The sequence below is a fragment of the Agrobacterium burrii genome, assembly GCF_017313405.1.
In the GTDB taxonomy this organism is placed as follows: domain Bacteria; phylum Pseudomonadota; class Alphaproteobacteria; order Rhizobiales; family Rhizobiaceae; genus Agrobacterium; species Agrobacterium burrii.
Genome location: NZ_JAFLNA010000006.1, coordinates 265,626 through 291,585, shown reverse-complemented (window position 1 = coordinate 291,585; position 25,960 = coordinate 265,626). Strand labels below are relative to the sequence as shown.

At 57.9% G+C, this 25,960-nt stretch carries 24 protein-coding genes and 2 pseudogenes; 18 read left to right on the top strand and 8 right to left on the bottom strand.

Going from position 1 to position 25,960, the window contains the following annotated elements; genetic code table 11:
- Positions 1 to 66: 66 nt before the first annotated feature.
- Positions 67 to 576 (bottom strand): type VI secretion system contractile sheath small subunit, encoded by a 510-nt coding sequence (gene tssB / locus JZX89_RS13950; protein WP_149900662.1) that lies wholly within the window; start codon positions 574 to 576, stop codon positions 67 to 69.
- A 60-nt stretch (positions 577 to 636) separates the two neighbouring features.
- Positions 637 to 1,692, bottom strand: a complete 1,056-nt coding sequence (gene tssA, locus JZX89_RS13945; RefSeq protein WP_207134388.1) for a type VI secretion system protein TssA — start codon at positions 1,690 to 1,692, stop codon at positions 637 to 639.
- A 220-nt stretch (positions 1,693 to 1,912) separates the two neighbouring features.
- On the opposite strand from tssA, the gene tssH reads away from it, so the two are divergent.
- The 15 genes and pseudogenes from tssH to JZX89_RS13870 all read left to right on the top strand — a co-directional run.
- Positions 1,913 to 4,561, top strand: a complete 2,649-nt coding sequence (tssH, locus tag JZX89_RS13940) for a type VI secretion system ATPase TssH (RefSeq protein ID WP_207134387.1) — start codon at positions 1,913 to 1,915, stop codon at positions 4,559 to 4,561.
- A gap of 57 nt (positions 4,562 to 4,618) precedes the next feature.
- A complete protein-coding gene (locus tag JZX89_RS13935) occupies positions 4,619 to 5,095 on the top strand; it encodes an Hcp family type VI secretion system effector (protein ID WP_046801021.1) in 477 nt (158 codons plus the stop codon).
- Positions 5,096 to 5,204: 109 nt separating this feature from the next.
- Complete coding sequence (locus JZX89_RS13930) at positions 5,205 to 5,594, top strand: Rap1a/Tai family immunity protein (RefSeq protein WP_149900665.1); 390 nt, start codon at positions 5,205 to 5,207, stop codon at positions 5,592 to 5,594.
- An 11-nt stretch (positions 5,595 to 5,605) separates the two neighbouring features.
- Positions 5,606 to 6,106, top strand: a complete 501-nt coding sequence (locus JZX89_RS13925; protein WP_149900666.1) for a type VI secretion system amidase effector protein Tae4 — start codon at positions 5,606 to 5,608, stop codon at positions 6,104 to 6,106.
- 14 nt (positions 6,107 to 6,120) lie between these two features.
- Positions 6,121 to 8,235 carry a type VI secretion system tip protein TssI/VgrG gene (gene tssI, locus JZX89_RS13920; RefSeq protein WP_153517072.1) on the top strand — a complete coding sequence of 705 codons (2,115 nt, stop codon included), beginning with the start codon at positions 6,121 to 6,123 and terminating at the stop codon, positions 8,233 to 8,235.
- Between the two features lie 9 nt (positions 8,236 to 8,244).
- Positions 8,245 to 9,396 (top strand): hypothetical protein, encoded by a 1,152-nt coding sequence (locus JZX89_RS13915; RefSeq protein WP_149900668.1) that lies wholly within the window; start codon positions 8,245 to 8,247, stop codon positions 9,394 to 9,396.
- Between the two features lie 16 nt (positions 9,397 to 9,412).
- Entirely contained in the window at positions 9,413 to 10,576 is a 1,164-nt protein-coding gene (locus JZX89_RS13910; protein ID WP_207134386.1) for a hypothetical protein, read from the top strand.
- A gap of 82 nt (positions 10,577 to 10,658) precedes the next feature.
- Complete coding sequence (locus JZX89_RS13905; protein WP_207134385.1) at positions 10,659 to 10,907, top strand: hypothetical protein; 249 nt, start codon at positions 10,659 to 10,661, stop codon at positions 10,905 to 10,907.
- Between the two features lie 5 nt (positions 10,908 to 10,912).
- On the top strand, positions 10,913 to 11,938 hold the full coding sequence (locus JZX89_RS13900) for a DUF2169 family type VI secretion system accessory protein (RefSeq protein ID WP_207134384.1): 1,026 nt from the start codon (positions 10,913 to 10,915) through the stop codon (positions 11,936 to 11,938).
- Positions 11,935 to 13,002, top strand: a complete 1,068-nt coding sequence (locus JZX89_RS13895; RefSeq protein ID WP_207134383.1) for a hypothetical protein — start codon at positions 11,935 to 11,937, stop codon at positions 13,000 to 13,002. Before JZX89_RS13900 ends, JZX89_RS13895 begins: the two co-directional genes overlap by 4 nt.
- A complete protein-coding gene (locus JZX89_RS13890; RefSeq protein ID WP_207134382.1) occupies positions 12,999 to 14,120 on the top strand; it encodes a DUF4150 domain-containing protein in 1,122 nt (373 codons plus the stop codon). The genes JZX89_RS13895 and JZX89_RS13890 overlap by 4 nt, the downstream gene beginning before the upstream one ends.
- An 8-nt stretch (positions 14,121 to 14,128) precedes the next feature.
- Positions 14,129 to 15,121 (top strand): type VI immunity family protein, encoded by a 993-nt coding sequence (locus JZX89_RS13885; protein WP_207134381.1) that lies wholly within the window; start codon positions 14,129 to 14,131, stop codon positions 15,119 to 15,121.
- A gap of 9 nt (positions 15,122 to 15,130) precedes the next feature.
- Positions 15,131 to 16,123 carry a type VI immunity family protein gene (locus JZX89_RS13880; RefSeq protein ID WP_207134380.1) on the top strand — a complete coding sequence of 331 codons (993 nt, stop codon included), beginning with the start codon at positions 15,131 to 15,133 and terminating at the stop codon, positions 16,121 to 16,123.
- Between the two features lie 9 nt (positions 16,124 to 16,132).
- The gene (locus JZX89_RS13875) at positions 16,133 to 17,125 is read left to right on the top strand and encodes a type VI immunity family protein (RefSeq protein WP_207134379.1); all 993 of its coding nucleotides are present in this window, start codon (positions 16,133 to 16,135) and stop codon (positions 17,123 to 17,125) included.
- Between the two features lie 146 nt (positions 17,126 to 17,271).
- A pseudogene (locus JZX89_RS13870) lies at positions 17,272 to 17,451 on the top strand (IS3 family transposase); the annotation flags it as partial.
- 30 nt (positions 17,452 to 17,481) lie between these two features.
- Here the strand turns inward: JZX89_RS13870 and JZX89_RS13865 are convergent.
- Both JZX89_RS13865 and JZX89_RS13860 read right to left on the bottom strand, forming a co-directional pair.
- Positions 17,482 to 17,715, bottom strand: coding sequence for a BrnA antitoxin family protein (locus JZX89_RS13865; RefSeq protein ID WP_207134416.1), 234 nt, complete (start codon positions 17,713 to 17,715; stop codon positions 17,482 to 17,484).
- 539 nt (positions 17,716 to 18,254) lie between these two features.
- A complete protein-coding gene (locus JZX89_RS13860) occupies positions 18,255 to 19,064 on the bottom strand; it encodes a cyclase family protein (protein WP_174374417.1) in 810 nt (269 codons plus the stop codon).
- A gap of 357 nt (positions 19,065 to 19,421) precedes the next feature.
- Here JZX89_RS13860 and JZX89_RS13855 point away from each other — a divergent pair, with 357 nt between their 5' ends.
- The gene (locus JZX89_RS13855) at positions 19,422 to 20,603 is read left to right on the top strand and encodes a glucoamylase family protein (RefSeq protein ID WP_207134415.1); all 1,182 of its coding nucleotides are present in this window, start codon (positions 19,422 to 19,424) and stop codon (positions 20,601 to 20,603) included.
- Between the two features lie 7 nt (positions 20,604 to 20,610).
- Positions 20,611 to 20,802, top strand: a pseudogene (locus tag JZX89_RS13850) (transposase); the annotation flags it as partial.
- Positions 20,803 to 21,021: 219 nt separating this feature from the next.
- Here JZX89_RS13850 and JZX89_RS13845 read toward each other — a convergent pair.
- From JZX89_RS13845 to JZX89_RS13835, 3 genes are all read right to left on the bottom strand, one after another.
- Entirely contained in the window at positions 21,022 to 22,563 is a 1,542-nt protein-coding gene (locus tag JZX89_RS13845; RefSeq protein WP_207134378.1) for an amino acid adenylation domain-containing protein, read from the bottom strand.
- Positions 22,564 to 22,648: 85 nt separating this feature from the next.
- Entirely contained in the window at positions 22,649 to 23,644 is a 996-nt protein-coding gene (pdhA, locus tag JZX89_RS13840) for a pyruvate dehydrogenase (acetyl-transferring) E1 component subunit alpha (protein ID WP_149900680.1), read from the bottom strand.
- Between the two features lie 34 nt (positions 23,645 to 23,678).
- Positions 23,679 to 23,996 carry a DMT family transporter gene (locus JZX89_RS13835; protein ID WP_149900681.1) on the bottom strand — a complete coding sequence of 106 codons (318 nt, stop codon included), beginning with the start codon at positions 23,994 to 23,996 and terminating at the stop codon, positions 23,679 to 23,681.
- Between the two features lie 319 nt (positions 23,997 to 24,315).
- On the opposite strand from JZX89_RS13835, the gene JZX89_RS13830 reads away from it, so the two are divergent.
- The gene (locus JZX89_RS13830; RefSeq protein ID WP_207134377.1) at positions 24,316 to 25,263 is read left to right on the top strand and encodes a LysR family transcriptional regulator; all 948 of its coding nucleotides are present in this window, start codon (positions 24,316 to 24,318) and stop codon (positions 25,261 to 25,263) included.
- A 26-nt stretch (positions 25,264 to 25,289) separates the two neighbouring features.
- Here JZX89_RS13830 and JZX89_RS13825 read toward each other — a convergent pair whose 3' ends face one another.
- Complete coding sequence (locus JZX89_RS13825; protein ID WP_207134376.1) at positions 25,290 to 25,907, bottom strand: glutathione binding-like protein; 618 nt, start codon at positions 25,905 to 25,907, stop codon at positions 25,290 to 25,292.
- Between the last annotated feature and the right edge of the window lie 53 nt (positions 25,908 to 25,960).

The following is a 25,960-nucleotide window of genomic DNA, read 5'->3' as shown; positions in this document are numbered from 1 at the left end:
ATGCCGCTTGAACAGTTGAAGCCCCGCCATGGGGCCGTTCGGGGAGGTTTTCCTCCGCACAGGCGATTATTCGCTCGCGCCGTTTTTTTCCTTCAGTTCGGAAACCAGCGTTGCGAGATCAGTCTTGTTCTGGAGAATATCCTCGAGCATCCGCTCCAGATCCTCCGAACGGTCGGCCTTGGAAAGCAGGTCGCGCAACTCGTTGCGAGCATCCAGAAGCGCCTTCAGGGCCGGTACCTGCTGCACGACGGCGCCGGGTTCGAAGTCGTCCATGCTCTCGAATTTCAGGTTGACCTGCATATCCGTCCCGTCTTTCTGCAGCGTATTGGGAACGGCGATGTTGAGGCCTGGCGTCATGCGGCGCATCACCTCGTCGAAATTGTCGCGGTCGATCTGAACGAATTTGCGTTCGCCGAACGGCTTGAGCGGCTGGGTCGGGTTGCCGGAGAAATCACCGAGCACGCCGACAACGAAGGGCAGTTCCTTGACCACCATCGCGCCTTCGGTCTCGACTTCGTATTTGATGTGGACCCGGGGCTTGCGAACCCGCTCCAGCTTTTCATGTACACTTGCCATTTCAACCTCCTTGATGCCCCGTTGGCATAGATGACTGTTTCGGGACGGCGTCTCGTCCCGTTATTTCCCGTTGTTTTCTCCGCCGGGTTTGATGCCGGCGGCCGTCAGAACTGCGTTGCGGGCCTGCGTTTCCGGCAAAAGCTCGGCCAGCAGCTCCGAGAAATCCATGCGTCCCCTGCGAACCAGCGTTTCGATGGACAGGGAAATCGGTGAATGCGGCTCGGTACGGCGAAAGTAACGCGCAACCGAGAGAAGAGTTTCAAACGCCTCATCCCGCGATGATATGCCTTCCGGGGAGGCCGAGGGCGCTCTTGCCGCCGGTTGCCCATCGTCGTCCGCACCCGGAACCGCGGCTGTCGCCTGCGCGACGGGTGCCGGTTCCTGATCCCGCCCGCCAAGCGTTCGAATGGCGGCGGCGGCCTCGATGAGCGTATTTCGTATGTTGGAACTCGGCGGCGCGGCCTGGCCGCAGCGCTCGGAAAGAACAGCGGTGATGGCGTCAAATGCGGCGAGACAGGCTGTCACTTCCGCCAGATGGGAAGACATGGCGGCAACGCCGGCTTCGGAGGCGGCGCGATACAGTTCCTCGCGGCGTTTGCTCTCGTTCGGCCGCTGCGCCAGCTGGAAATCCCAGAGACTGTGTTCCGCGAATTTGCCTCCCGCGATCAGGGGCGCAAGCCGGAGCGGTTGAACAAGTGTTCCCTCGCTGCCAATGCCGTTCAATCCCGCAAAAGGTGCAAATTTTTCTTCATCATTGTCGTCGCTGATCGACCGCAATGAGTCCCACTGGTTGCAAAAAAGATCGTGGCAGAGGTCATAGATTTCGCGCAGTCCATGAAAGCCGCGCAGCCGTAGGCTTGCTTCGGCAAGCCATGCCAATATTTCTATATCCTTGCTTTCGGAATATATAATCTGCAATCCCAGATTGCTGACACTGTCCCAGCTACTGGAGATCTTCAAGTTATCTTGAGGGGAAGCGGCACGCTCTTCTGTGCGTGCATGGTTTCTTTCATCCTTAATTCTATAGTATATTTCACGCGTTCTTGAATCGATGCGGATATTTTCTCCGCAATCTCCAAACAATTCTACATCTCTTTTAACTTGCGGCGCGTTCAAGAGCAGTCTATCCCCAGAAAATAGTAATGGATTTTTTGTAGTTACTTCCCTTACGTAAGGCTATTCCTCAGACAGACTTATTCTAAATGTGTCTAAATTGTGGCGTCTATCGCTTAATCTCACCTGACAAAAAATAAACTTCGGGGTGGACAACCGGGTTTCATCATCATAGTTATTCCACGTCACGTTGTGGAATGGACCGGGGCAGGAGGCTCATTGCATGTCGCATATCGATATCAATCGCCTCGTTGAAGCGCTTGAGCCTGACCTGCGCGTCACCCTTGAAGCTGCGGCTTCCATTGCGGTGCGTATGGGGCACAGGTACGTGGATATCCCGCATTGGCTGCTGGCGGTTGTAGATGCCGGTATCTATGCGGAAACATTCGAGGAATTAAAAATTCCACTTCCGGTGTTGCAGGCTGAAATCGGCCGCAGCCTCGAAGAGGCGATTATCGGCGATGGGGAGGCGTTGTCGCTCTCCCAGAACATCCTGACGGCGGGCCGGGAGGCCTGGGTTCTGGCTTCGCTGGAGGCCGGACGTGACCGGGTGACGCTTTGCGACCTGCTGCTGGCGATGGATGAGGAAACCTCACTTCGCTCCTTCGTCCGTTCGGCATTCCCGTCCCTGAAGGCGATGGATCGGGCAGCGCTCGAACGCCTTCGCAGTGCGGTTGACGACAAAAAGGGCGGGGATTTTTCCGCCACGCCCGCCAGTTCGGGACCGGCCGCCGGCCAGAACGACTTTCTGCGCCTTTATACCCAGGACATGACCGCCGATGCCCGGAACGGCAAGGTCGATCCGGTGATCGGCCGCGATGACGAGCTGCGCCAGCTCGTTGATATTCTGACGCGCCGCAGACAGAACAACCCCATCCTAGTGGGCGAGGCGGGTGTCGGCAAAACCGCGGTTGCGGAGGCGCTGGCGCTTGAGATCGTGTCGGGAAATGTTCCTGAGAAACTGCGCAACGTCCGCCTGCTGAACCTTGATATTTCGCTGCTTCAGGCCGGTGCCGGCGTTAAGGGCGAGTTCGAACGGCGTCTTCACGGCGTGATCGATGCGGTAAAACGCTCGGCCGAACCGGTCATCCTGTTCATCGATGAGGCGCATGGCCTTGTCGGTGCAGGCGGCGATGCGGCCAATATTCTCAAGCCCGCCCTCGCAAGAGGCGAGGTGCGGACCGTCGCGGCCACGACCTGGAGCGAATACAAGAAATATTTCGAGAAGGACGCGGCGCTGACGCGTCGTTTCCAGCCCGTGCACGTGCGCGAGCCAGACGAGGCGACCGCAATACGGATGCTGCGGGGTGTTGCGGATACTTTCGTCAGCCATCACAACGTCACCGTTCGTGACGAGGCGATCGTGGCGGCGGTGCAATTATCCGCGCGTTACATGCCGGCAAGGCAATTGCCGGACAAGGCGGTAAGCCTTCTCGACACGGCTGCCGCTGCCGTTTCGCTGGCGCGGCAGACCCTGCCGCAGCGGCTGCGCGCCATGGAAAGCGAACGACGCCTTCTGTCCGACGAGTTGAACTGGCTTCTGCGTGAACCGCAGGATGAAGACATGCAAGGCCGCATTCAGTCGATACGCGACGAGCTTGAAAGGCTCGAGACCGGCATCGTTGATCTGCGTGGCCGTTACGATGCGGAAATGGCCGAACTTGCCGCGCTCAGCGAGGAGCAGGCGGATGAGACCGGCGCGTCGAACATATCGCGCCTGCGGCCCGTCGGCGAGGTTCAGCCGGCAAATGTCGAGAGACTTGTGCCGACGGTGGTGGACCGCGACGCTATTGCCTCCGTCGTTTCTCGGTGGACCGGGATTCCGCTTGGCAAACTGCTTGCGGATCAGATCGAAAGCGCACGCACGCTGGATGATCGCATGCGGCAGCGGGTTGTGGGGCAGGATGTGGTGATCGGCCGGATTGCCGACGCCATGCGCACCGCCCGCGCCGGGCTGTCCGATCCGCGCCGCCCGCCCGCCGTATTTTTCCTTGTCGGCATGTCCGGGACGGGCAAGACCGAGACGGCGCTATCGCTGGCGGACCTGCTCTACGGCGGCAACAGCCACCTGACGACGATCAACATGTCGGAGTTCAAGGAGGAGCACAAGGTTTCGCTGCTTCTTGGCTCGCCGCCCGGCTATGTCGGTTTCGGCGAAGGCGGCGTGCTCACGGAGGCGGTGCGCCGCAGGCCGTTCGGGGTTCTGCTGCTCGATGAAATCGACAAGGCCCATCCCGGCGTCCAGGATATTTTCTACCAGGTATTCGACAAGGGTGTGCTTCGCGATGGCGAAGGCCGCGACGTCGATTTCAAGAACACCACGATCTTCATGACCGCCAATACCGGCTCGGAACTGCTCGCCGCACTTTCCGCCGATCCCGATACGATGCCGGAAGGCGAGGCGCTTGAAGCGCTGCTGATGCCGGAACTGACGAAACAATTCAAGCCCGCCTTCCTTGGGCGCACGATCATTCTGCCCTTCATGCCTCTCGGGGCGGAACAGCTGGCGAGGATCGTGGATATGCAGATTGACAAGATCAGGGAGCGGGTTCTGGCGACATACGGCGCTGACCTGACCTTGTCTGACGGAGCGCGCGACGCATTGGTGACGCGCGCCGGCGCAAGCGACATCGGTGCGCGCGCCATCGAAATCATGATCGGCAAGGATCTCCTGCCGCCTCTCTCCAGCTTTTTCCTCGCGAAAGTCGTTGCGGGAGAACGGGTCGGAAAGGTCGTTGTCGATTTTGAAGAAAATCGGTTCGGCATTCGTGCCGAAGCGGCTGGGGAAAAGAATGAATTCGTCGCGACCGAAGGGGTTGGGATGGATGAAGTTGCCGCGTCGGAAGGGACTACCCGACGCATGCGGCATTAGACGAAGGGCAACTCGGCCTCGAAGCAAGAGGTCATTTCAGCTACAGGAGCTTACAGCATGCCAATTTATCTGCAGATTGACGGTATCCAGGGCGACGCTACGCACGAAGAGCACCGCAAGTGGATGGACATCGAAGCCATTCACTGGAACGTCGCCCGCAACATGAACACTTCTGCTGGTTCTGCTGCAAACCGCGAAGCATCAGAACCGACGATTTCGGAAGTCATTCTGACCAAGGTTAGCGATTCTTCTTCCACCAAGCTTTTCCAGGAAGCCTGCGCCGGCCGTACCGGCAAGCTGGCGACAGTCCACATGGTAACCACCGGCAACCCCGGCAATACCTATATCGAGTACCTGCTGACGAATACGCTTATCGCCAGCTACTCGGTGGATTCCAGCGGCGACCGTCCGGTTGAGACCATCAAGCTCAACTTCACCAAGATGGAAGTGAAGTACACGCCGTTCGACGACAACAACTCGCCGCAGTCTCCGATGATCGCTTCCTACGATCTGGCGACGACCAAGGCCGCTTGATAGCCACGCGACCCGGTGCCGGTATCGGCCGGCACCGGACCATTTTCATTGCAGTTTTGCAGTTCACGTCGTGATGTTTCTCATCCACGTTGGACGAAGCGGGTTTTTCATGCGCTCCCAATATGCGTTTCTTGTTCCCATGTCGTTTGTTCTGGCTCTTTCCGGTTTCTCACCGGCCGGGGCGGCGGAACGGACATGGATATTCTCCGGTGCCGAACTCAAGCAGGCAATCGAGGGCAAGCTCGCTCCGGAAGTGTCTGATCCGGAAATGCGGCGGCTGGTTTCCGTCGCCAAATCCAGCGCCTATATCGCCGGTGTGGCCGACCTTACAGGCGGATCGGACTGGTGTGGTGCAGGCACCGTGGCGCCTCATGAACTCACCGACCGGATCTACACCTATCTCGGCGATCTCCCTGCGGAAAAACTGGATGAACAGGCAGCCATTCTCGTGCGGGAGGCGCTTGCGTCCTCCTTTCCCTGTGAGCCGAAAAGTAACTAGTGGGACAAGCCATGCGCGTTAACTTTGACACTCTTTATGCCAATTATCCGAGCAGCGAACCCTCGCATTCCAACTATATCAGCCAGCGTGATCTGTTCACCGAAATCGGCTGGGAAGATTATATCGGCAATCCGAACTATCATAATACCTGTGCGATCCGCGTCAGCATCGCATTCGTGAAATCGGGCATCAATATTGTACCCGCCTCGCACCGCATCCAGAAGGGCGCCTATGCCGGAAAAGGCATCGAGGTCAACATGCGCCGCCTTGCCGCTTTGCTGAGAAGGACCGGCTATCTCGGCGAGCATGAGCCCTTTACGCCGGCAACGGCGCGAACCGGTATCGGTGCACGTAACGGCGTCGTCGCATTCAACAACATTCCGGGCTACAGCGGCGGCGGTCATATCGACCTCGTGCGAGGTGGTGCGGAGGCCGCGCAATGCGCATCGGCTTGCTACTATAATTCGGAAACGATCTGGTTCTGGCCCCTGCAGGCCGGTCGCGTATCCTGATTCAGGAGTGTCTCATGACCGATCAACCTTCATCTGCTGATTTCGTTCAGGCCAGCCGCGTTCTCAAGGTCAAGTCTCCGCTCGGCGAGGATCAGTTGCTGCCGGAGCGTCTGTCGGTCGATGAGGGCGTGTCGCAACTCTTCGATATCCGCCTGACGGTGCGGGCAAAGAAAGACGCGGTCAAGCCCGAAGAACTGATCGGACGGCTGGTTGATGTCTCGGTGGAGGTAAGCCAGGGAGATGGTGAAGACGGCGGCGGTACCCGCCGCCCCTTCAACGGCTTGGTGACCGAACTGCATGAGGGACCGCCGATCACCCGCGGGCTGCGCTCCTATGCGCTGACCATCCGGCCGCAAATGTGGCTTTTGTCGCGCCGTTCCGATTGCCGCATCTGGATGGACAAGACCGCGATCGAGATCGTCGAGACGCTGTTTTCCGAACACGGCATTCCCGCTCCCGATACATCAGGCATCATCTCGCCGCCGCCGGCACAGCATTACAGCGTGCAATTCAACGAGACCGACCTGGATTATCTCACCCGTCGTTTCGAAGAGGACGGGCTGTTCTACTGGTTTGCCCATGAGGATGGTTCCCACAAGCTGCATGTGGCCGACAGCGCCAGCGGCTGGCTTGCCCCGTCTGCTTCAGCGCAGGGCGAGGGCACGGTGCGTCTGGCGCAGGGGTCTTCGGATCGCAACCACATCAATGACTGGGCGCGGCGCTTTTCCTACGTTTCGGGCCAGCGGGCCGGTGCCGACTGGAACTTCGAGACGCCGGGCATGGTGCCTGGTACGATGACGCCATCGCTGGTGCAGATGCCGGATGCGACCAAGCGCGAGCTTTATGAATATCCGGCCCGGATCAGCACGGTGGAAGAGGCGGAGCGGGCGCAGAAACTGCGCACTCAGTCGATCGAGGCTGATCATGACCGTGTGTTCGGCGCATCCACCTCGCGCACTCTGGAAGCGGGCCGCCGCTTTACCCCATACGAGGTCGCCCACCCCGAACATGCGTATGAAGAGCATGTCATCATCCGTGCGAGCCACAACATCGTGGACCTCTCCTATGAAACAAACGGCAACGAGCCGGAATACCGCAACAGTTTCGAGGCGATCCCCGCCCGCGTGCCGCTGACACCGCATCGGTCAACAAAACGCCCGCGCATCGAAGGCACGCAGGTGGCGATCGTCGCTGGTCCGGAAGGCGAGGAAATCCATCCCGACCAATATGGCCGTATCAAGCTGTGGTTTCCCTGGGACCGCAAGGCGAAGAAGGATGGAACCGATACGTGCTGGGTGCGGGTGGCGCAGAATTGGGCGGGCTCCACCTGGGGCGGCCAGATCATTCCCCGCATCGGCATGGAAGTGATGGTTGCCTTCGTGGACGGCGATCCCGACCGTCCGCTGGTGACCGGTGTGGTGCCGAATGCACGCCAGACGGTGCCCTATGAGTTACCGGCAAATAAGACGCGGAGCACTTTCAGGACCAATACACACAAGGGGGCTGGATTTAATGAACTGCGGTTTGAGGATGAAGCAGAACAGGAAGAGGTATTTCTGCACGCTCAAAAGGATACAAACTTTGAAATTCTAAATGATTATTCCAAGCGCGTGGGGCACGACAAATCGGAACTCGTGGCCAACGATAAATCGACGGAAGTTGGTGGCGATCATGATGAGGTTATCGCGGGCAATATGTCGATTGCGGTAGGCGAGAATGCCTTGTCAAACCTTTTGAGGGACAAGACGAAGCTTGTTTTCGACAAGGTTGGCGCGGCATTGGGTAAACTCAAAATTCCGGACCCTTTCAATTTCGCAAAAGGGAATTTCCAGCTTTTCGTCGAGAAAAATCACTCGCAGGTCGTCGGTATTGGTTCCTCGGAGGTTGTCGGCGGGGCCAAATCAACCGTTGTTGGACACACCTATCAAACAACGGTCGGCAAAGCTCACAGTGTCATCGTTCGGGGGCGCTCCGACACGGATATCGGGCGCATCATGAACATCAGGGTGGGCGAACAATTGACGATCAAAGTAGGAGAGAATTCGATGCTGACGATGTCGCGCGAAGGGCATATCGTGATTCAAGGCAAGCATATTCATTTCCAAGCCGACCAGATTACGCAGAACTGAGTGTAGGCCATGGCTGAGAAACCATCAGGATTGCCGCCGTCTCGTATGCTGGGGGTGCCTTTTTCCGCATATGACGACGACAATGTCCTGGACATGTTGAAAACCGACCTGTCGACATTCAAGCGTCATCCGTTTTTTCCGGTGTCTCCGGGGATCACGCCGCCATTTCGCGCGGATGCTCCCCAGCCGTCGTTCAATTCCAACGGCGGATTATGCGAATACATACCCGCTGTCGACGAGACCGTGCTTTTCGGGCGGTCGTCCAGCGCAAACAAACTCCTTCCTCAGAACGAGCGTGAAAACGAGAACAAGGAAAGCGCCAGCGCTTGGAAGTTTGGTGAACTAAGCCAGGACTATAAGGACGCCGGCATCGGCAAGAAATATCAACGCGGCGTCAGGGAGTATCTTGCTTCGGGCTACACACGCCGCAACCCGGATGGAAAGACCGCTCATGACACCGACTGGCGGGGTAAATGGAAGGAACGCAATTTCCAGGTTGCCGAATATACCTGGTGGAAACACGATAAGAAGGTGGCTGGAGACAGCTTTGGCGATCCGGCAAAGGATTGGGCTTCGGGAGAATACAAGCTCGGGGCACGAGAAGGTGATGGAAAGGCCGGGTTCTCTATCACCAAAGGCGGAATTGACGCCAAATTGAGCGCAAAAGCCAGTGCCGCCGCTGCTCAGGGCAAGGTTGAAGTTCTCAAGGACCAGGTCATCTCCGGAGCCGCGAAAGGCGCGGTGCTGAAAGGAGAGGTGGAGGGTGAGGTTGCTTTTGTCGGTAACCCGGAAGAGGTAACGGGGACACTGAAACTTGCCGCCAAGGCGAATGTCATTGAGGGCTCAGTCAACGGAGAACTCTGCCTGACGCCAAGCCGTGTTGGCAATCCTGTCATCAAAGCGTGGAACTGGCTGTTTGAAGAGCACAACCAACTCATTGAGGACAAATGGGATATTGGCGTGTGTCTCGGCGGTGAGTTGCAGGGAGCTGTTGGGGCTCAGGCTGAGGCATCTGCGGAAGCAGGTGTGAAAAATGGCAAGGCGCGCGCCGAAGTTGGCGCAAAACTTGGATTCGGCCTGGGCGGCGGTGCGAAAGTATCTGGCGGACTGACGGGTCTTGATAAGGCCGCAGACCTCATCAAGGGATGGCAGGGAAAATGATACGGAGAACCGAACGTTGAAGTCTCTATTTTTGGTGCTGCGCCGACTGTCTTTTTCGGCGATGGTTTTAATGACGACCGCAATTGGATTGGATGTTATGGCTGAAGATTATACAAGCCGTTTGACCCTCGACAGCACAGCGAAGGCGTCGGAGCCATATACATTTCAGGAAGCCAGGGATCTTAACTTTCACTCAGTGAAGATCGATAGCTTTATGTGGTTCAAGGAGCAGCGGGCACTGTCCGAATGGGATAAGTATGAAACCTTCGACAACGTCACCCTGCAGTCGATTGGCTATGATCCCGCCAATCGCGATCATTTTGAAATCCAGATAATCACCGCGGAGATCAAACCGGAAAAGGTTGCGCGTGGGGTTGATTACGCCCGGCTCTTTGCAAAAGAATGGGCGCCTTCGGTCTCTGCGATGAAGGAATATGGTCGCGACGCTGGCGATGTGTTTGCCCTCGGGCCGGATAATGGATTCAACCGCCGTGAGAGGGTGGCGGTCTGGCGCGATGACAAGTCTCTGCTCATCGTGCGCGCTGGCTACGCGCAAGAGGAGGCTGCCCGCGTCGAACCCCAGATCGCGCAATTTTTCGGCGCTCTGAAGCTTGATAACGAATTGACTGACAGCATTGATGGCTCGATGCACTCGCAGGAGCTGCCATCCAGCGGTGGTACCGTTTATTCCGCACGCCTGCCGGACGGATGGAAGAAACTGACGCAGAACAGCGATCCCAATCCGTCCTATACCGGGGCGATGTTCACAAATTCCAATGATCCTGACGGAAACGCTGCCGTATCGCTGTTTATCTTCCCAACACCTAAGTCGGACCTATCGCCTACTGACGAACAACTGCGGCAGCTCGCCGCGAAAGTGGTGGAAATCGAGCTGCAGAACTTGATGCCGGATGTGGGCTATAAGTTGGATCAGGACGTGACTTTCGTTCCGGATGAGAAAGTCGGTGACGTTGATCGAGGCTTCATCGATATCGTCACCCTGCAAGGCAGCGGCCAGAAGATACGCGCCAAGACCGTATTGAACGTCAAGAAGGGCATCGTTGCTGCGGTTGCTTCGGTGACGGCGTTCCCTGCTGCGCCGACGGATGTTGCAACGATGATCCATACGGACTTCGTCACTCGTGTCATCGGCGACGGTTTGGTGGACCAACTGAAATGAGCCGCTTAGGTTTTAACAGAACAGCCGGACATTTTTTGAACGGCCTTCCACCTGGATCATTTTTGAGAGGAGTTCGCACGATATGAACCAAATCCCTGATCGCAAGGTGCTTTTGGGACAAATGCTCCCGTTATCGGAGGACGCCTGGGGTAAGCTGCTGAAGCTTGCGGCGATGATCGAGTTCGACGGTTCCGGGACGATGACGATCCGCAACGGCGACGCTCGTATCACGTTGGGCTCTGATGGGGTCGTCAGGGTGGAAGGCAAGAAAATTATCCAGACGGCTCGCCAGAACATCGCGCTGGACGCCGCCTATATTGATCTGAACTGACCGGCATGTGGGCAGTCAGCAACAACACGCCTTTCTCCGCGGACGGCTATTTCATTCGCGACCGCGATGGAAAGGAATATTGGTGTGTCGCGGTGCGCGGACGATTTCGCGCGCGTCCGGACGGCATGACCGACCTGCTTGAGCCGCAGCCCATCCGGCTCTCTCCCGTCTACCGTGATGCAGAGGCACGCGAGCTTGTTGCAGATGCCGATTTCGCCCCTTTCAGGCCCGCTGCCGATATTCTCGTTCATGGCTCAGCTGTTGCGCCTGACGAGCAGCCGGTGGACCGTATCGACGTCACCGTTGGTGTCGGTACATTGACCAAGCAGGCCGTCGTTACGGGCAGAGGGTGCATGGTCAAAAAAAGGCGTGGCTGGGAGATTGCCGAGAAGGATCGCGTCGCTCGCACCGAACTGTCATGGACGCGGTCATTGGGCGGGAATGATCCCTTTGCCGACGATGAGGGCGCCGAGTGCGACGCCAATCCGATCGGCTTGGGCTGGTCGGGTCATTTTGAGCGCGCGCCGGAGGGCGCGGAACTAGATATGCCCCAGATTGCAGCCCCTGCGGATGTCTTCGAACCAGGTCGACCGCTTTCGCAGCCGGTCGGGTTTGGCGCGATTCAGCCTGCCTGGGCAGCACGGCGTATCCACGCTGGCACCTATGATGACGCTTGGATTAAAAACAGGTCGCCGCTTTTGCCCTCGGATTTCTCCGAAAATTTCCACCAGACCGCGCCGATCGATCAAATCTATTCCGGCGAGTTGCGCGGCGGTGAGCCGGTACGACTGGAAGGGCTTCATCCGGAAGGCGGTTATACATTTCGCCTGCCGCAATGTATCCTCGAAGCTGATACGCGTATTGCCGGAAAGACGCTGACGCACAGGTTCAGGCTCGTTCAGGTGGAGATCACTGGCGATGAGCGTCTCGTGGATCTGGTATGGAATGCCCATGTGCCATGTGGCGGGCGCGACCAGGATGTCGAGGTCTCTTTTCTCCGACTAAGGCAGATGGCCGGAGTTGTCGCATGAGAACGGCGGTTTCAATCCTGGCGGCCGGCCTGACGTGTCCGGCGGGCAAAGACTTTGAAACGGCAATTGCCGCCTATTCGAGCGGCGAAAGATTCACCGAGAAGGACCGCAGCCTGGTGATGGCGGACGGGCGACCACCAACCCTTGCGGCGGTCTTTCCGTTGACGGAAGAGCGGGACTATGTCGAGCGGCTGCGAAAATTACTTGCCTGCGCGCTTGCCGATTGCGTTGCGCAGCTGACGAAGCGCGGACAGGAAAGCGCCGACTATGCGATGCTTCTGCTGCTGCCCTATTGGATGGAAGGCGGACCTGTCGCCGAGGACTTTAATGCCAGGCTCCACCAGGCCCCTCTGCCGCAGGTGACGAGCCTCTCCGTTTCCTTCGGCGGACAGGCTGAAAGCCTGCAGCTTGTTGGCAGGGATTGTCCGGAAATCGTGAGGAGAACGGGGAGAATTGTTCTCGTTGCCGTCGTTGACAGTTATATCCACTCAGACATGCTCGACAGTCTGGCCTATCACGGTGAACTGCTGACACGAGACAACCCTTACGGCATGGTTCCCGGCGAAGCTGCGGCCGTGTTGGCACTTGGGCCGGAAAATGATGTGCGGCTCGGTCGAATTGCGCGCCTTTCTACCATGGAAGAGCCTGAAAGCCCGATTGATCCCGAGCGAGGATTGATGGGTCGCGCCCTTGCGAGCTGTTATGGGATGCTCCTCGAAGGAGGCTTTTCTCCTGATCGCTTTATTGTCGATCTCAATGGCGATCGCGTACGCGCTGAGGAATTTGGCTATGCGATCACAACCAATGCCGCGGAAATGGCCGAGCTGGCCGACAGGGCGGAAATCCCGGCGCTTCAGCTCGGTGACCTCGGGGCGGCAAGCGGGCTTGTGATGGCCGCTCTTGCACTTGCGCCGGCGCCGGGATCGCGCAGGGAAAATGCCGAACCGGACGGCGAAGAGTTTCGCTACAGTCTTCTGTCGGCCAGTTCCCGCGACGGGCTGAGAGCGGCAACAATTGTGGAGAGCGTCCAGCGCGACATGAAAACCGGTAGGGTAGACGCATGAAGGAAACAATTCGCATCAACGGGATTACGCTCTGCCACAAGAACTCCAATGGCTACGTCCGCTCGACCTTGCCGGATGTTTGCCTGACCCCGCCCAAGCCTGTGCCGGTGCCATACACGAATACCGCATTTGCCCGCGATCTTGCCGACGGGACGACCACGGTATTCTCGCATGGCGGGGCGATGAATGGCGTGCGCGGCTCCCGGTTCGCCAAATCGATCGGCGATGAACCCGGTTCGTCCGGCGGGATCAAATCCGGCACGCATCTGCATCAGGCCACCTTCCTTTCCTGGTCCCCCAACGTCTTCATGCAAGGCCGCGCAGTGACGCGCCTTACCGACAAGATGCTCCTCAACAAGGGCAACACCGTATCGGTCGGAGGTTACAAAACCGATCTGCCCGAAGGTGATCCTGAGCGTTACCTGTGTGAAGTGGGCTGCCGCTGTTATGCGCTGCATCGTCCGAGAAACAGCGTTACCGAGGGTCTTGAATGGATCGATCAGGTTTTACCGCGCGACGACGAGTCGAGCCCCGGGCGCTATCAGCGCTGTGTCGATGCAACGATCCAGGCACAATATCCAAACACGGTTCTTGGCAGCAGCATGCCCGTGGGAGATCCGCGCACTAACTACGGCTATATTTCCGAGCTTGGATTCTGGGACCCGAACAATCCGAACAATACATTCCCGGATAAACCGCCCGGCAATATCATTCTGCAGGGAGAGGAACACGACATTCCGAAGGTTCCCCGTCGGGCGCCCTGGGGCGGCACGCGATGGTTCAACGTGCGTGGCTCCCGCTGGCTGGATGTGGTGAAAGTCGAGAACGGCCAGATGACCCACATGTATGATATGAAGTTTCCGGGGGACAAGTTTCCAAACGATGCGGCGAAGGCCAGAGCATATGAAGATATCGCTGACCGGCACGGCGCTGAATACAGTGAGTTTGTCGTGCTGGACGAGTGCGACAATTGTGAGGAAGCTGTAAGGCAGCGCGAACAGGAGCGGCAGTGGGAAGCTGAGAGGCTGTGGCGCGAACTTCGGAAAGGTCTTGAGAATCCGATCTGGCTGCCCTTACCCGGTCGTCGATTCCCCGGCCGCCCGATACCGATAAAGTAGGATATATCATGAATTTAAACGAACTCATCACCACGATGGCGATCCTCGAAGAGCGCGGTGAACTTGAAAAACTGGATGAAATCGGTTTGCCGCCCGGCAATGCCATCCAATGGCTGTTTGGGCTGACATCAGGGTTCTATTTTGCCGACGGAGAAACGCGCCAAACACGCCAAGCCATGCTCGGTTTGGCAGTGCGTTATTACGATCTCGCCGAGGGAAACACCAATTTATTGTCGTTTAATGAGCGGACACGCCGTCTTTCGGCGGGAAAACAGATCGAGGAATACCTGTCGCAAGGTGAATATTACGACGAGAAGGAGACGGCGAGTTTTTACATGAGGCATATGCCAAAACAGGCGTTGCGTTCGACCGATCCGGTTCACGACTACTTCACCACCCTTCTTCCCGGCGCCGGTTATCGCGGTGGCAATGGACACCTCATGTGCCAGACGAGGCTATCGGCGCTGTCGCGCGATCCGGATAGCGTGATCCGTTTTTTTGTTGACGCCTGCCGCGATCTGCGGGTTTTCTACGCGGTCTCGGGTTTGTCGCTCTTTTTCTATTCCTATGCGTCGGGCGCAACGGCAAAAGCCTATCCTCTGTTTCGCAGGTTTCCCGGGCTGCTTTACGAGGATGGGGCACGTTTCGGATTGGCCATACGAGACAGGACGGACACTATCCGCGACGTGAATTGGCTGACCGCCGTCAACGATGAGCTGCTCGCGCGCGCCGGTGGTCTTGACAAGGCGAGAGAAGTGCTGGGAGACGAGGTCGTCCTCCACCCCTATGAGGGTGGCGTCGTTTTCCAGGCGGGTGAACGGCCTGTGCTTGGCGACTTGAACAAGGGGCGGGTGCCCTTGGCATATCGTGCGGTCAACGATTTCCTCAAGCCCCTGCGTTATGAGAACTGGGAGCGCGCCTATCTTAGAGCGCCACATGATGTCGATAAGATGGAGTACACCGAATGGTGGACGCGCCGGTTTGATGGTGTAGAGCGCTAGGGTGGTTTCTTGGATATAGACGAACTCATCGCCACGATGGCGATCCTCGAAGAGCGCGGTGAGCTCGAAAAACTGGATGAAATCGGCCTGCCGCCCGGCAATGCCATCCAATGGTTGTTCGGGCTGACATCGGGGTTCTATTTTGCGGGTGGTGAAACACGGCGTACACGCCAAGCCATGGCCGATCTGGCGCTAAGTTACTACGACCTAGCGGAGGGCAACACAAATTTGTTGTCCTTTAACGAGTGTGTACGTCGCATCTCTTCACGGGAAGACGTTGCGCAAAATCTGTCACAAGATGAATATTTTGACGAGGGGAAGACTGCGAGCTTCTATATCAGGCATATGCCAAAACAGGCGCTGCGTTCGACCGATCCGGTCCATGACTACTTTACTGTCCTTCTTCCAAGCGCCGGCTATCGCGGCGGCAATGGGCGCTTGATGCATCAGACACGGCTATCGGAATTATCACGCGACCCAGCTGGCGTGGCTCGCTTCTTCGTTGACGCCTGCTGTGATCTCCGGGTTTTTTATGCCGTTTCGGGAATGTCGCTTTTGTTCTATTCCTATGCGGCGGGTGCGACTGAAAAAGCATATCCTCTGTTCCGTCGGTTTCCGGGCCTCCTTTACGAAGATGGCAGTAATTTCACCCTAGAAATATTGCGCCGCACCGATGTGATCCGTGACGTGAACTGGCTGACAGCCGTCAATGATGAGCTGCTTGAGCGCGTCGGTGGTTTTGCGAAGGCGAGAGAGGTGCTCGGAGACGAGATCGTCCTCCATCCCTATGAGGGTGGCGTCGTTTTCCAGGCGGGTGAACGGCCTGTGCTCGGCGACTTGAACAAGGGGCGGGTGCCCTTGGCATATCGTGCGGTCAATGATTTCCTCAAACCCCTGCGCTACGAGAACTGGGATTATCCCTATCTGAGAGCGCCTCACGATGTCGATGAGATGGAGTATACGCAATGGTGGACACGTCGGTTTGATGGCGGCGAGCGCTAGGATGGCGTCTTGGATATAAACGGATTCATCGCCACAACGGCGACCCTCGAAGAGCGCGGTGACCTCGAGAAACTGGACGAAATCGGTTTGCCGCCGGGCAATGCCATCCAATGGTTGTTCGGGCTGACGGCGGGGTTCTATTTTGCGGATGGTGAAACACTGCGGACACGCCGAGCGGCGCTTGATCTGGCGTTGCGCTACTACGATTTTACGAAAGGAAACACCAATCTGCTGACGGTTGGTGAGCGTTCGCGCCGTGTGTCTTCGAGAGATGACATCGAGCGGCATCTAGCACAGAGCAATTACGCTGATGAGAAGGAGACAGCAGGCTTTTATATCAGACATATGCCTGCCAAAGCTCTGCGGTCGACCGATCCGGTACACGACTATTTGACAGCGCTTCTTCCCGGCATTGGGTATCGTGGCGGCTCTGGGCACCTGATGTACCAGACGAGGTTGTCGCAACTATCGCTAGATCCACTAGGTGTCGTGCGTTTCTTCGTTGACGCCTGCCGTGACCTTCAGGTTTTTTACGCCGTGTCGGGGATGTCGCTTTTTTTCTATTCCTATGCGACAGGTGCAACCGAACGGGCCTATCCACTGTTCCGCAGATTTCCCGGCCTCCTCTATGAAGATGGCATCCGTTTTGGATTAATCATTTCACAGCGCACCGATGTGATCCGTGACGTGAACTGGCTGACAGCCGTCAATGATGAGTTGCTTGAGCGCGTCGGTGGTCTTGAGAAGGCGAGAGAGGTGCTCGGAGAAGAGATCGTCCTTCATCCCTATGAGGGTGGCGTCGTTTTCCAGGCGGGTGAACGGCCTGTACTGGGCGACTTGAACAAGGGGCGGGTGCCCTTGGCATATCGTGCGGTCAATGATTTCCTTAAACCCCTGCGCTACGAGAACTGGGACTATCCTTATCTACGGGCTCCCCACGATGTCGATGAGATGGAGTACACAGAATGGTGGACACGCCGGTTTGATGGGGGCGAGCGCTAGGATGGCGTCTTGGATATAAACGGATTCATCGCCACAACGGCGACCCTCGAAGAGCGCGGTGACCTCGAGAAACTGGACGAAATCGGTTTGCCGCCGGGCAATGCCATCCAATGGTTGTTCGGGCTGACGACCGGGTTCTATTTTGCGGATTGGGCACCAACATCAAGCGAACCTACCGCATTTACAGAGACTTGGGTCTGCAGTTGCGTAACAAGACACCCAAGCGGCGGGTGAAGGCAAAGCTTCCGGAAGATCGGCAAACGGCTGTCGGCCCGAATGATGTCTGGGCGATGGATTTCGTTCACGACCAGCTCGCAACCGGTAAGGCCGAAGGTTCGATTTTCATCGAGAGCATGTTAATTGGACGCATTCATTGCGGCTCGCAAGGTATCGTTGATGCGCTCTTGCCAGCCGAGTCCGTCCGCCTGAAAATGCGCGAGGACATCGCTGTCGATCTTCAATGACACAAGCTCCCTGGTGTTGGGGATTGCAGGCCGTTCAACGACCGGCGCCACGACCTTCTTTGCCGGTTTGAACAGCGCCTCGGCCGCGTCTTTTGGATTGGACGGTCGTCGGGGTTTCGTAGCCATGATCATATCCTCTCTTGTCGGGCGCTTGAACAGCTCCACCGGTCAGCCTTTGTTTCCGGGATGTATATCCAACATAGCGGCTGTCGCAACCCGCGTGTAGTCGGCAGCCGAAAGAGCGTCCTTGCCGCTGACAAACTGGTCAGCCGTCCCGCAATCCGGAAGAGATCGCACATCGTCATCCACAATCGCGGCTTTGAGCGCTTGTCGGATTTTCAGTGACTCGATGAACCGGTATGGGCGGCGTAAAGAGAGCCCGCGGCTGACGCAGTGGCGCCAGGCACATTCCTCTTGATCTGTAGTTCAGCCAGTTATCGGCAAGTTTTTCACGCGACGGATTTTCCGGAGGGCTTAGACTAATCATTGCCACGGCGTTCTGTGCAGACAGCATGCGAGGGCGGTCGTAAAACACGGTTCAAAAGCGTTCTGGAAAGTATCATGGCTGGCGAGCAGTTCACTGGCAGCCCACCGCAAAAGCAAGCACCTGCTTCTGCGGCGTTATTTCCGGAAGTCGTCGTTCATCGCCAGGAGACCAGTTACGATTAAACAAGCGCGAGAATACGAGCCGGTCCGCCTGTCCCGCCTCGGTGGGTTGGCGCGCCAACGACGATTGTCGCTCCCTTGATCGGCAACGCCTCAAGGTTGTTCAGACCTTCGATACCGTAGCGGCCGGCTGGAAGCCACGAATTATGCACAGCGAAATCGGCAGAGTTGCCTGGATCCAGTGAGAGCGTGTCGACGCCAATTGCAACGGTGTCGCGCTCGAGCAGTAAATCGGTCGCCGACTTGCCGAAGCCGGGAAAGGCGAATTTTCCAGCGTCGTCATTACGGAAGGAGGGGCTTTTAACCTTTGTTGCCCAACCAGAACGCAAAGCCACGACGGCACCTGCGGGAATCTCGCCATTTGCGCTGATCCAGCGTTCTATATCCGCCGCCTCAATGGTCGAATTGGCATCCTCCTTGGCGCGATCGGTGATGTCGATGATGACCAGCGGCGCGACCAGTTTTTGGGGTTCCAACTGATCAACGCTGGCGCCATCGGCGCTGAAGTGGAAAGGCGCATCGATATGGGTTCCAGTGTGCTCGAAAACCGTCAATTTATGGAGTTGGTATCCGTCCTTGGCGATATCTGCAGCCCATTCGAATTCTATTCCGGGCTTGCCATCAAATGTTGGAAAGGTTGAATCGTACACATGAGTGAGATCGACGACTTTGTGAGCCGCCTGAGCAAGGACCGGTGTCGCCAGATTTCCCGCGGTCATCGCCACACCCGCAAAGGCCGCCCCTTTAAACAGCATACGACGCGACAGCATGTTCTTCTTCACGTCTTCTATCACGCAGTGATTGCACATCCCATCTTCCCTCCGTTGCGAAACCTCTGTTCATGACGGTATCGCAAAACCCTAGTGAAGCAAGATTGGTCGTTCTCAAGGTCTCAGCTTTGGTAGAAAGACATGTTAAATCCACATCGGCGTCGCGGAGCCTGTTTTCGAATGTGGGCCTCCGTTCCCGGCGAAGAATTCCTGCGCATTTGGAAATAGTAACCGAGTCGGATAAGGCTTGGCACGGGTCTGCTCCCAACTGCCGTGGATCTTTTGAGGTTGGAAGTGACAGACGAATTACCCGGTCAACTTGATAGCCTGCACCGCGCCACCTTTGACTATTTCTGGTCCGGAAGCCATCCTGAGAGCGGGCTGCCCAGGGATCGGATGCGATCCGACGGTTCGCCGATCCATGAGATCACCTCAATCTCGGGTGTCGGGTTTGGTTTCCTCTCGCTCATCGTTGGCGTTCATCGTACGTGGATAAGCAACCGGGACGCCATTGCGCGCGCGTGCCGTATGCTGGAATCGCTGGCTGGAGTGAAGCGTTTTCACGGCGCCTTTCCTCACTTCGTCGATACATCGAGCGGAAAAACAATACCCTTTGCGAAATACGATGACGGCGGTGATCTTGTCGAAACCGCGCTTCTCGTTCAGGCGCTTATCTGCGTGCGGGAGTTCTTCAGCGGAGAGACATCCGAAGAGATTGGTTTGCGCCGGTCTATCACTGAAATAGTCGAGGCTGTCGAATGGAACTGGTTTACCAGGGGAGAAACAGGGCCGCTTTTCTGGCATTGGAGCCCTCGATATGCCTGGGCGAAAAATCTGCCGATTGTGGGCTGGAACGAGGCTTTGGTCTGCTATGTGCTGGCGGCAGGTTCAGTTGCGCATCCGATAAGCCCGGAGTGTTATCATTCCGGGTGGGCGCGCCGTGGCGCAATCCGGAATGGATCGAAGTATCTCGATGTGCGGCTGCCGCTTGGCGAGCCATATGGAGGCCCGCTCTTCCTGTCGCACTACTCGTTCTGTACGCTTGATCCACGAGGCTTGGGGGATGCTTACTGCCGTGATTATCTGGAGCAGGCTCACGCCCATTGCCAGATCAACTACCACTACTGCCGAACCCGATATGCAATCGAAGACGGATGGGGACTGTCCGCCTGTGATGGGCCAAAGGGTTACGTGGTCAACTCTCCGACCAACGATCACGGTATTATCGCGACGACGGCAGCCCTCTCCAGCATGCCTTTTATGCCGCTGCGGTCACAACAGGCGGTGCTACGCTTCCTGCAATGGCGTGACGGCGCGCTCATCGGCCGCTTCGGCCTGATGGATGCCTTTCAGCCTTCAACGGGCTGGGTCTCCCGAACGCATCTTGCAATCAATCATGGCCCGGTGGTCGCAATGATGGAAAACCATCGCACCGGTCTCATCTGGGATCTGTTCATGAATGCGCCGGAAGTGAAAAACGGCCTGGCGCATCTGGGTTTTTATCAGGACAGCTCTCATGAGGGGACGAAGGCGCATGAGGCTGGCAGATCAACACTTCGCGGCAGTGCAATGTCGTGATGTGTGCCGAAAGGGGCTAAGTGAGCGTGGCTTCACCTGGGCGGTCGGTATCCCCAAGCATCAGAAGGTTTATCCCGATGATGTCAGAATGATCTTTCCCGTCTCCGACCATGGCCGTCCTCGCAAGCATTCGATCCCCGACACCCTTTCGGTTGCCGTCGAAACGATGTTGGCGTCTGCAAGATCGAAGAAGGTCAGTCGTAAGCGCGAATTTCTCCGCACCTTCTACAATTGAGTGAGCTTTGGCACGTGGTGTCCACTTAAAAGAGGTGGACACCAAGTTATAGATGAACGTCAAAAACTCGCGATCCGACTAGCGGCCGAGGCGTTTTCCCGATCGTTCACCCGCGGCGGACCAGCAGAACCGATCGCTCCCGGATCACCACAGCCAAAGCCGCCGGGATGGGTCTGCGTATGCTCAACGGACCGCCGCCACACGAAGGCTGCCATGTAGCTTTTCCAGCCCGCGATAGTCGATCTTGCCATTCGCGTTGACGGGCAGATCGGCAATGAAATGGATTTCGCACGGCAGCATGTAATATGGCAGCACGCCCCGGAGCGCGACTTTGATCTCATCGGAGGACCCTTGGCGGCCAACGATAAATCCGACGATGATCGCGTCTGAACCACCCTCCTGTTTCGGCCGGACAATCACTGCGACCTGCTCCGCCCCGGCAGCCTTCGCCAACGCGGCTTCGACATCCTGCAGCTCGATGCGATAACCGAGTATCTTCACCTGGCGATCAACGCGGCCGGCGAAAATGATGCCATGTTGAGGGTCCCATCGTCCCAGATCGCCGGTTCGATACCAACGCTGGCCATCCCGAAACGGGAATTTCTCTGCGGTTAGCGCGGGCGCGTTCCAATACCCCTCCGTCATCTGGGGACCTGAAAGCCATATTTCGCCGGTGTCGCCAGCGAACACCTCCATACCATCCGCATCTCTGATCGACATCCGTTGGACGCCGAGCGGGTAACCGATGGGCGTTACCGATCCCTGATAGAAGTTCTGCGGATCAACGCGGTAATGGGAGGTGTGGATGGTGCCTTCGGTCGGGCCATACATATTGTAGAGCGCTGCGCCGGGCGCTGCCGCGTGCCACTTGCTGCTGAGGGACACCGGCAATGCTTCGCCGGCGAAAAGACTATATTTCAGCGATGGCATCGAATGCGGCGAAACGAGACCGAGTTCGATCGCCTTCGCCGCCGCGGAGGGGACGATCAGGCAAGCAGTTATTTCATGGGTTCTGATCAGCCGTGGCGCGAGGATTGCCCCGTTCTGAGGGGCGACAACAAGCTCGGCGCCATGCAGCCAGCACAGCATCATGTCGTGCACCGAAAGATCGAATGTCAGGTCGGCCGCCTGCAGGACGCGATCGCTGCAATCGATCGGAATCAGCCGGTGAACCGCGTCGATATAGGATGTCAGATTGCCGGCGCTGATCGGTACGCCTTTTGGAACGCCTGTGGTTCCCGAGGTGAAGAGAAGATAGGCAATGGCTTCGGTTGTCAAGGCGCGGCGCGAAACGAAGGTATCGAATGCGTATCCGCCTGTATTTGGTTGCGGCAGGGGATCAATGTCCAGGACGGGCAGGGCGGCCGTGGCGGGGCCGATCTGGCGGATCGCCTCGTCCGCGACATTGCGGTCAACGAGAAGCGCCGCTGCTGCCGAGGATGACAGAATCTGGCTGTTTCGGGCCGCCGGGAAGGCGACATTGAGGGGAACATAACCGCAGCCGGCCAGCAGGATTCCGAGAATCGAGGCGTAGGTCGCGAAGGATCGCTCCCCGTAGACCGCGATGAGCTGACAGGGTTTGACGCCCTCCGCATCCAGACGCCTGCAAACACCAACGGCGGCGGAAAACAACTCCTCGTAGGAGGCCCGAACGCCGGCCGCCGTTATTGCGGGCCGCTCGCGGAATTGTCTGGCGCTCGCCAAAAGCCGTTGATTGAGCGTCATGTCACATTCCGCACGGTCAAGCTTCTGTCCTGGTACGTCATGGCTTTACCCTTCTCATGCCGATTGGTGGCCGCGCTGCCCGAAGTCACGAATAGACGTCGCTATAGAGCTCCAGCGGATCCGGCATCGGGCTGGTCTTGGCGAAATCGACCGCTTCGGCGACGATGTCCTTGATTTCCTTTTCGATCAGCCTGATGTCGCTTTCGGTCGCATGCCCCTCCTCTAGAATGCGGGTGCGCGAGCGGTTGATCGGGTCGTTGTCGTTCTTGACCTTTTCGACCTCTTCGCGGGATCGGTACTTCGCCGGGTCTGACATCGAATGCCCGCGATAGCGATAGGTCAGCATTTCCAGGATGATCGGCCCGTTGCCTGCCCGCGCATGTTCGACCGCCTTCGCTCCCGCCGCGCGGACTGCGCGCACGTCCATGGCGTCCACCTGCTCGCCGGGAATGTTGAAGGAGAGGCCGCGTTGCGACAGGTTGAGATTGGCCGAGGCGCGCTCGACGCTGGTGCCCATGCCGTAATGATTGTTTTCGATGATGTAGACCACCGGCAAGCCCCAGACCTTCGCTATGTTGAAGCTTTCGTAGACCTGCCCCTGATTGGAGGCTCCGTCGCCGAAATAGGTCAGGCAGACGCGATCATTGCCGCGATACTTGTTGGCGAATGCCAGCCCTGTGCCGATCGAGGCTTGTGCGCCCACGATGCCGTGCCCGCCGTAGAAACCCCTCTTGGGATCGAAGATGTGCATCGAGCCACCCTTGCCCTTAGAGGCGCCCGCCATGCGGCCGGTCAGTTCCGCCAGCACCACCTTGGGATCCATGCCCGACATCAGCGCGTGGCCGTGGTCGCGATAGGCGGTGATTACCTGATCGCCTTCGCCTATCGTCATCTGCATTCCGACGACCACGGCCTCCTGGCCGATATAGAGGTGGCAGAAGCCGGCAATCAGGCCTTCGCCATACATCTGGCCGCATCGCTCCTCGAAGCGGCGGATGAGAAGCATGTCTCTGAAGGCCTTCAACTCTTCCTGCCTGGAAAAGACGAAGTTCGGGTCGGCATTAAGCTTGGGCATCTTCATTCCTTTTTAAACAACATAAACGACGGCACGGGGCTCAACTGCTTGAAAGCTTGAGGCCGACGATCCCGCCGAGGGTGAGGGCGAGCCAGAAGAGACGGACCGCCGTTGCTGGCTCACGGAAGACCACGATGCCGACAACGATAGATCCGATGGCGCCGATGCCGGTCCATACGGCGTATGCTGTCCCGAGCGGCAGGGTCTGCAGGGCTTTGCCGAGACAGAAAATGAAGGCGGCGAGCAGAGCCAGAGAAAGAACGGACCAGCCCGGACGGCTGTAGCCTGCGGCCATCTTTACGCTGATGGCCCAGCCGACATCGAGAAACCCCGATATGACCAGCAATATCCAAGCCATGCCCGCCGTATTCCTTCATCGTCTTGTTTTCCGCCGTTTCGGCCGGCGGCGCTTGCACCCCGGCAGTGGCAGGGATGATAGGAATGCTCGGCCCGCAAAGCTCGTTGTGGTTTGGCAAGCGGGCGTTGCCATCGGGCAATTGCGGAGCAGCGGCGCGCTTTCCTTTCGGAAAGGCGGATTTGCATTTTTGCAAGAGGACGCGTCCGGTCGATGGCGTTACTGTCCGAAGGCAGGTCATCGGCCTGTCATGCGAAATCCGCCTTTCCGTTTTGCAATTCCTCAATCCGGAAGGCTGTGCATATTTGCGAGGTGGAAAGACGTGAAGGACTGGAACGAGTTCAGAATTGTGCTGGCGATCGGGCGTGCCGGATCGCTGGTCGGCGCCGCCAGGGATCTTGGCCACGACCATTCGACCATCTTCCGCTGGCTGAACGCCCTCGAGAAAAGAAGGGGCGTCAAGCTCTTCGACCGGACGATGAACCGCTATGTCCCCACTGACGCCGGCGTCCAGATGATCATGGCCGCCGAGCGGCTTGAAGCAGAAATCATGACGCTCGATCGATCCATCGCCGGCCAGGACAACAGGCTTCTGGGCAAACTCAAGATTACTTCGTCGGAGACGCTCGCCTATCGTATCCTCAACGAGGTACTCGCCGATTTTCGTCGCGAGCATGATGGTATCGAACTGGAATTGCTGGTCGACAACAGGCAGCTCGATCTGTTGCGTCGGGAGGCCGACGTCGCCATTCGGGCGACGCGCCCGCATGAAGGCGAACTGTTCGGCCGCAAGATCGCATCGACACCCTGGACCTTTTACGGGAGCAGCACTTACCTTGCCGAGCGAGGGCGTCCCGCGGATATTGCCTCGCTCTCCAGCCACGTCGTTGTCGGGTGGGACAGCGCCGCCGTTGCGGCGGCATCGATGTGGCTGACCGAAAACATCTCTCCACGCGCCTTTGCCTATCGTTCGAGCAGCCTCGTCAACCAGCTGATGGCGGTGAAGGCGGGCTTGGGGCTGGCGCTGCTTCCCTGCTATCTTGGCGATCCCGAACCCGATATCGAACGTGTTCAGGAACCATTGCCCGAACTCACCCGCGAACTCTGGCTGATCACGCATAAGGATCTGCGCAACACGGCACGCGTTCGCGCTTTCTTCGATCACGTCGGCGGTGGCCTTCTCGCGCGCCGCGCGCTGCTGGAGGGAAAGCGCGGCGGGTCCCCGAGTCCGGACGAAGAAAGGCATGATGCAGCTCGGTCCGCGGGCTGAGAGGTCCCGTCGCTCAGCCGCTGGCGCTAGTTGCGCAGGCCCTCGGTGGCCATCGTCCTGCGTACCGCCGGCCTTTGGGCGATCGTCGACAGGTAATGAGAAAGGTTGACCCATGGGGCAAGATCGAGCTCGCGTCCGCTCGACCAGTTCATGATAGTGAAGCAATAGGCGTCGGCGATGCTGAACCGGCCTCCGACAAGATAACTTTCGGAGGCGAAATGTTTGTCCAGAAAGTCGAAACGCGCGCGCAGCCTCTCCCTTGCGACCTCGGCGGCCTGCACGCCATATTCCGGGTGGAACAGCCACGGGCTGAAGGTCTTGTGCAACTCGGAGCTGACGAAGGTCATCCATTCATGCAGGCGATAGTGCTCGAAACTGTCAGGCGCGGGCTTCAGCATCGCCTCCGGCTTCAGATCGGCAAGGAAATGCAGGATGGCGACGCCTTCCGTCAGCACGCGGCCATCATCGAGCTCCAATATAGGCACCACGCCCTTCGCGTTAACTTGATTCAGAATGCGGCCGTCCTCAATCCGGTGCGGCTCGCTGCGAATGTCCACCCTCGTCAAAGTCAGTGGAATTTCGGCCGCGGCGGCGACGATATGGGCAGCCATTGAGCAGACTCCCGGCGCGTAATAGAGCTTCATTCCTGTTCTCCCGTTTGTTTCCGGCACCGCAATGATAGGCGATGATCGGAAGA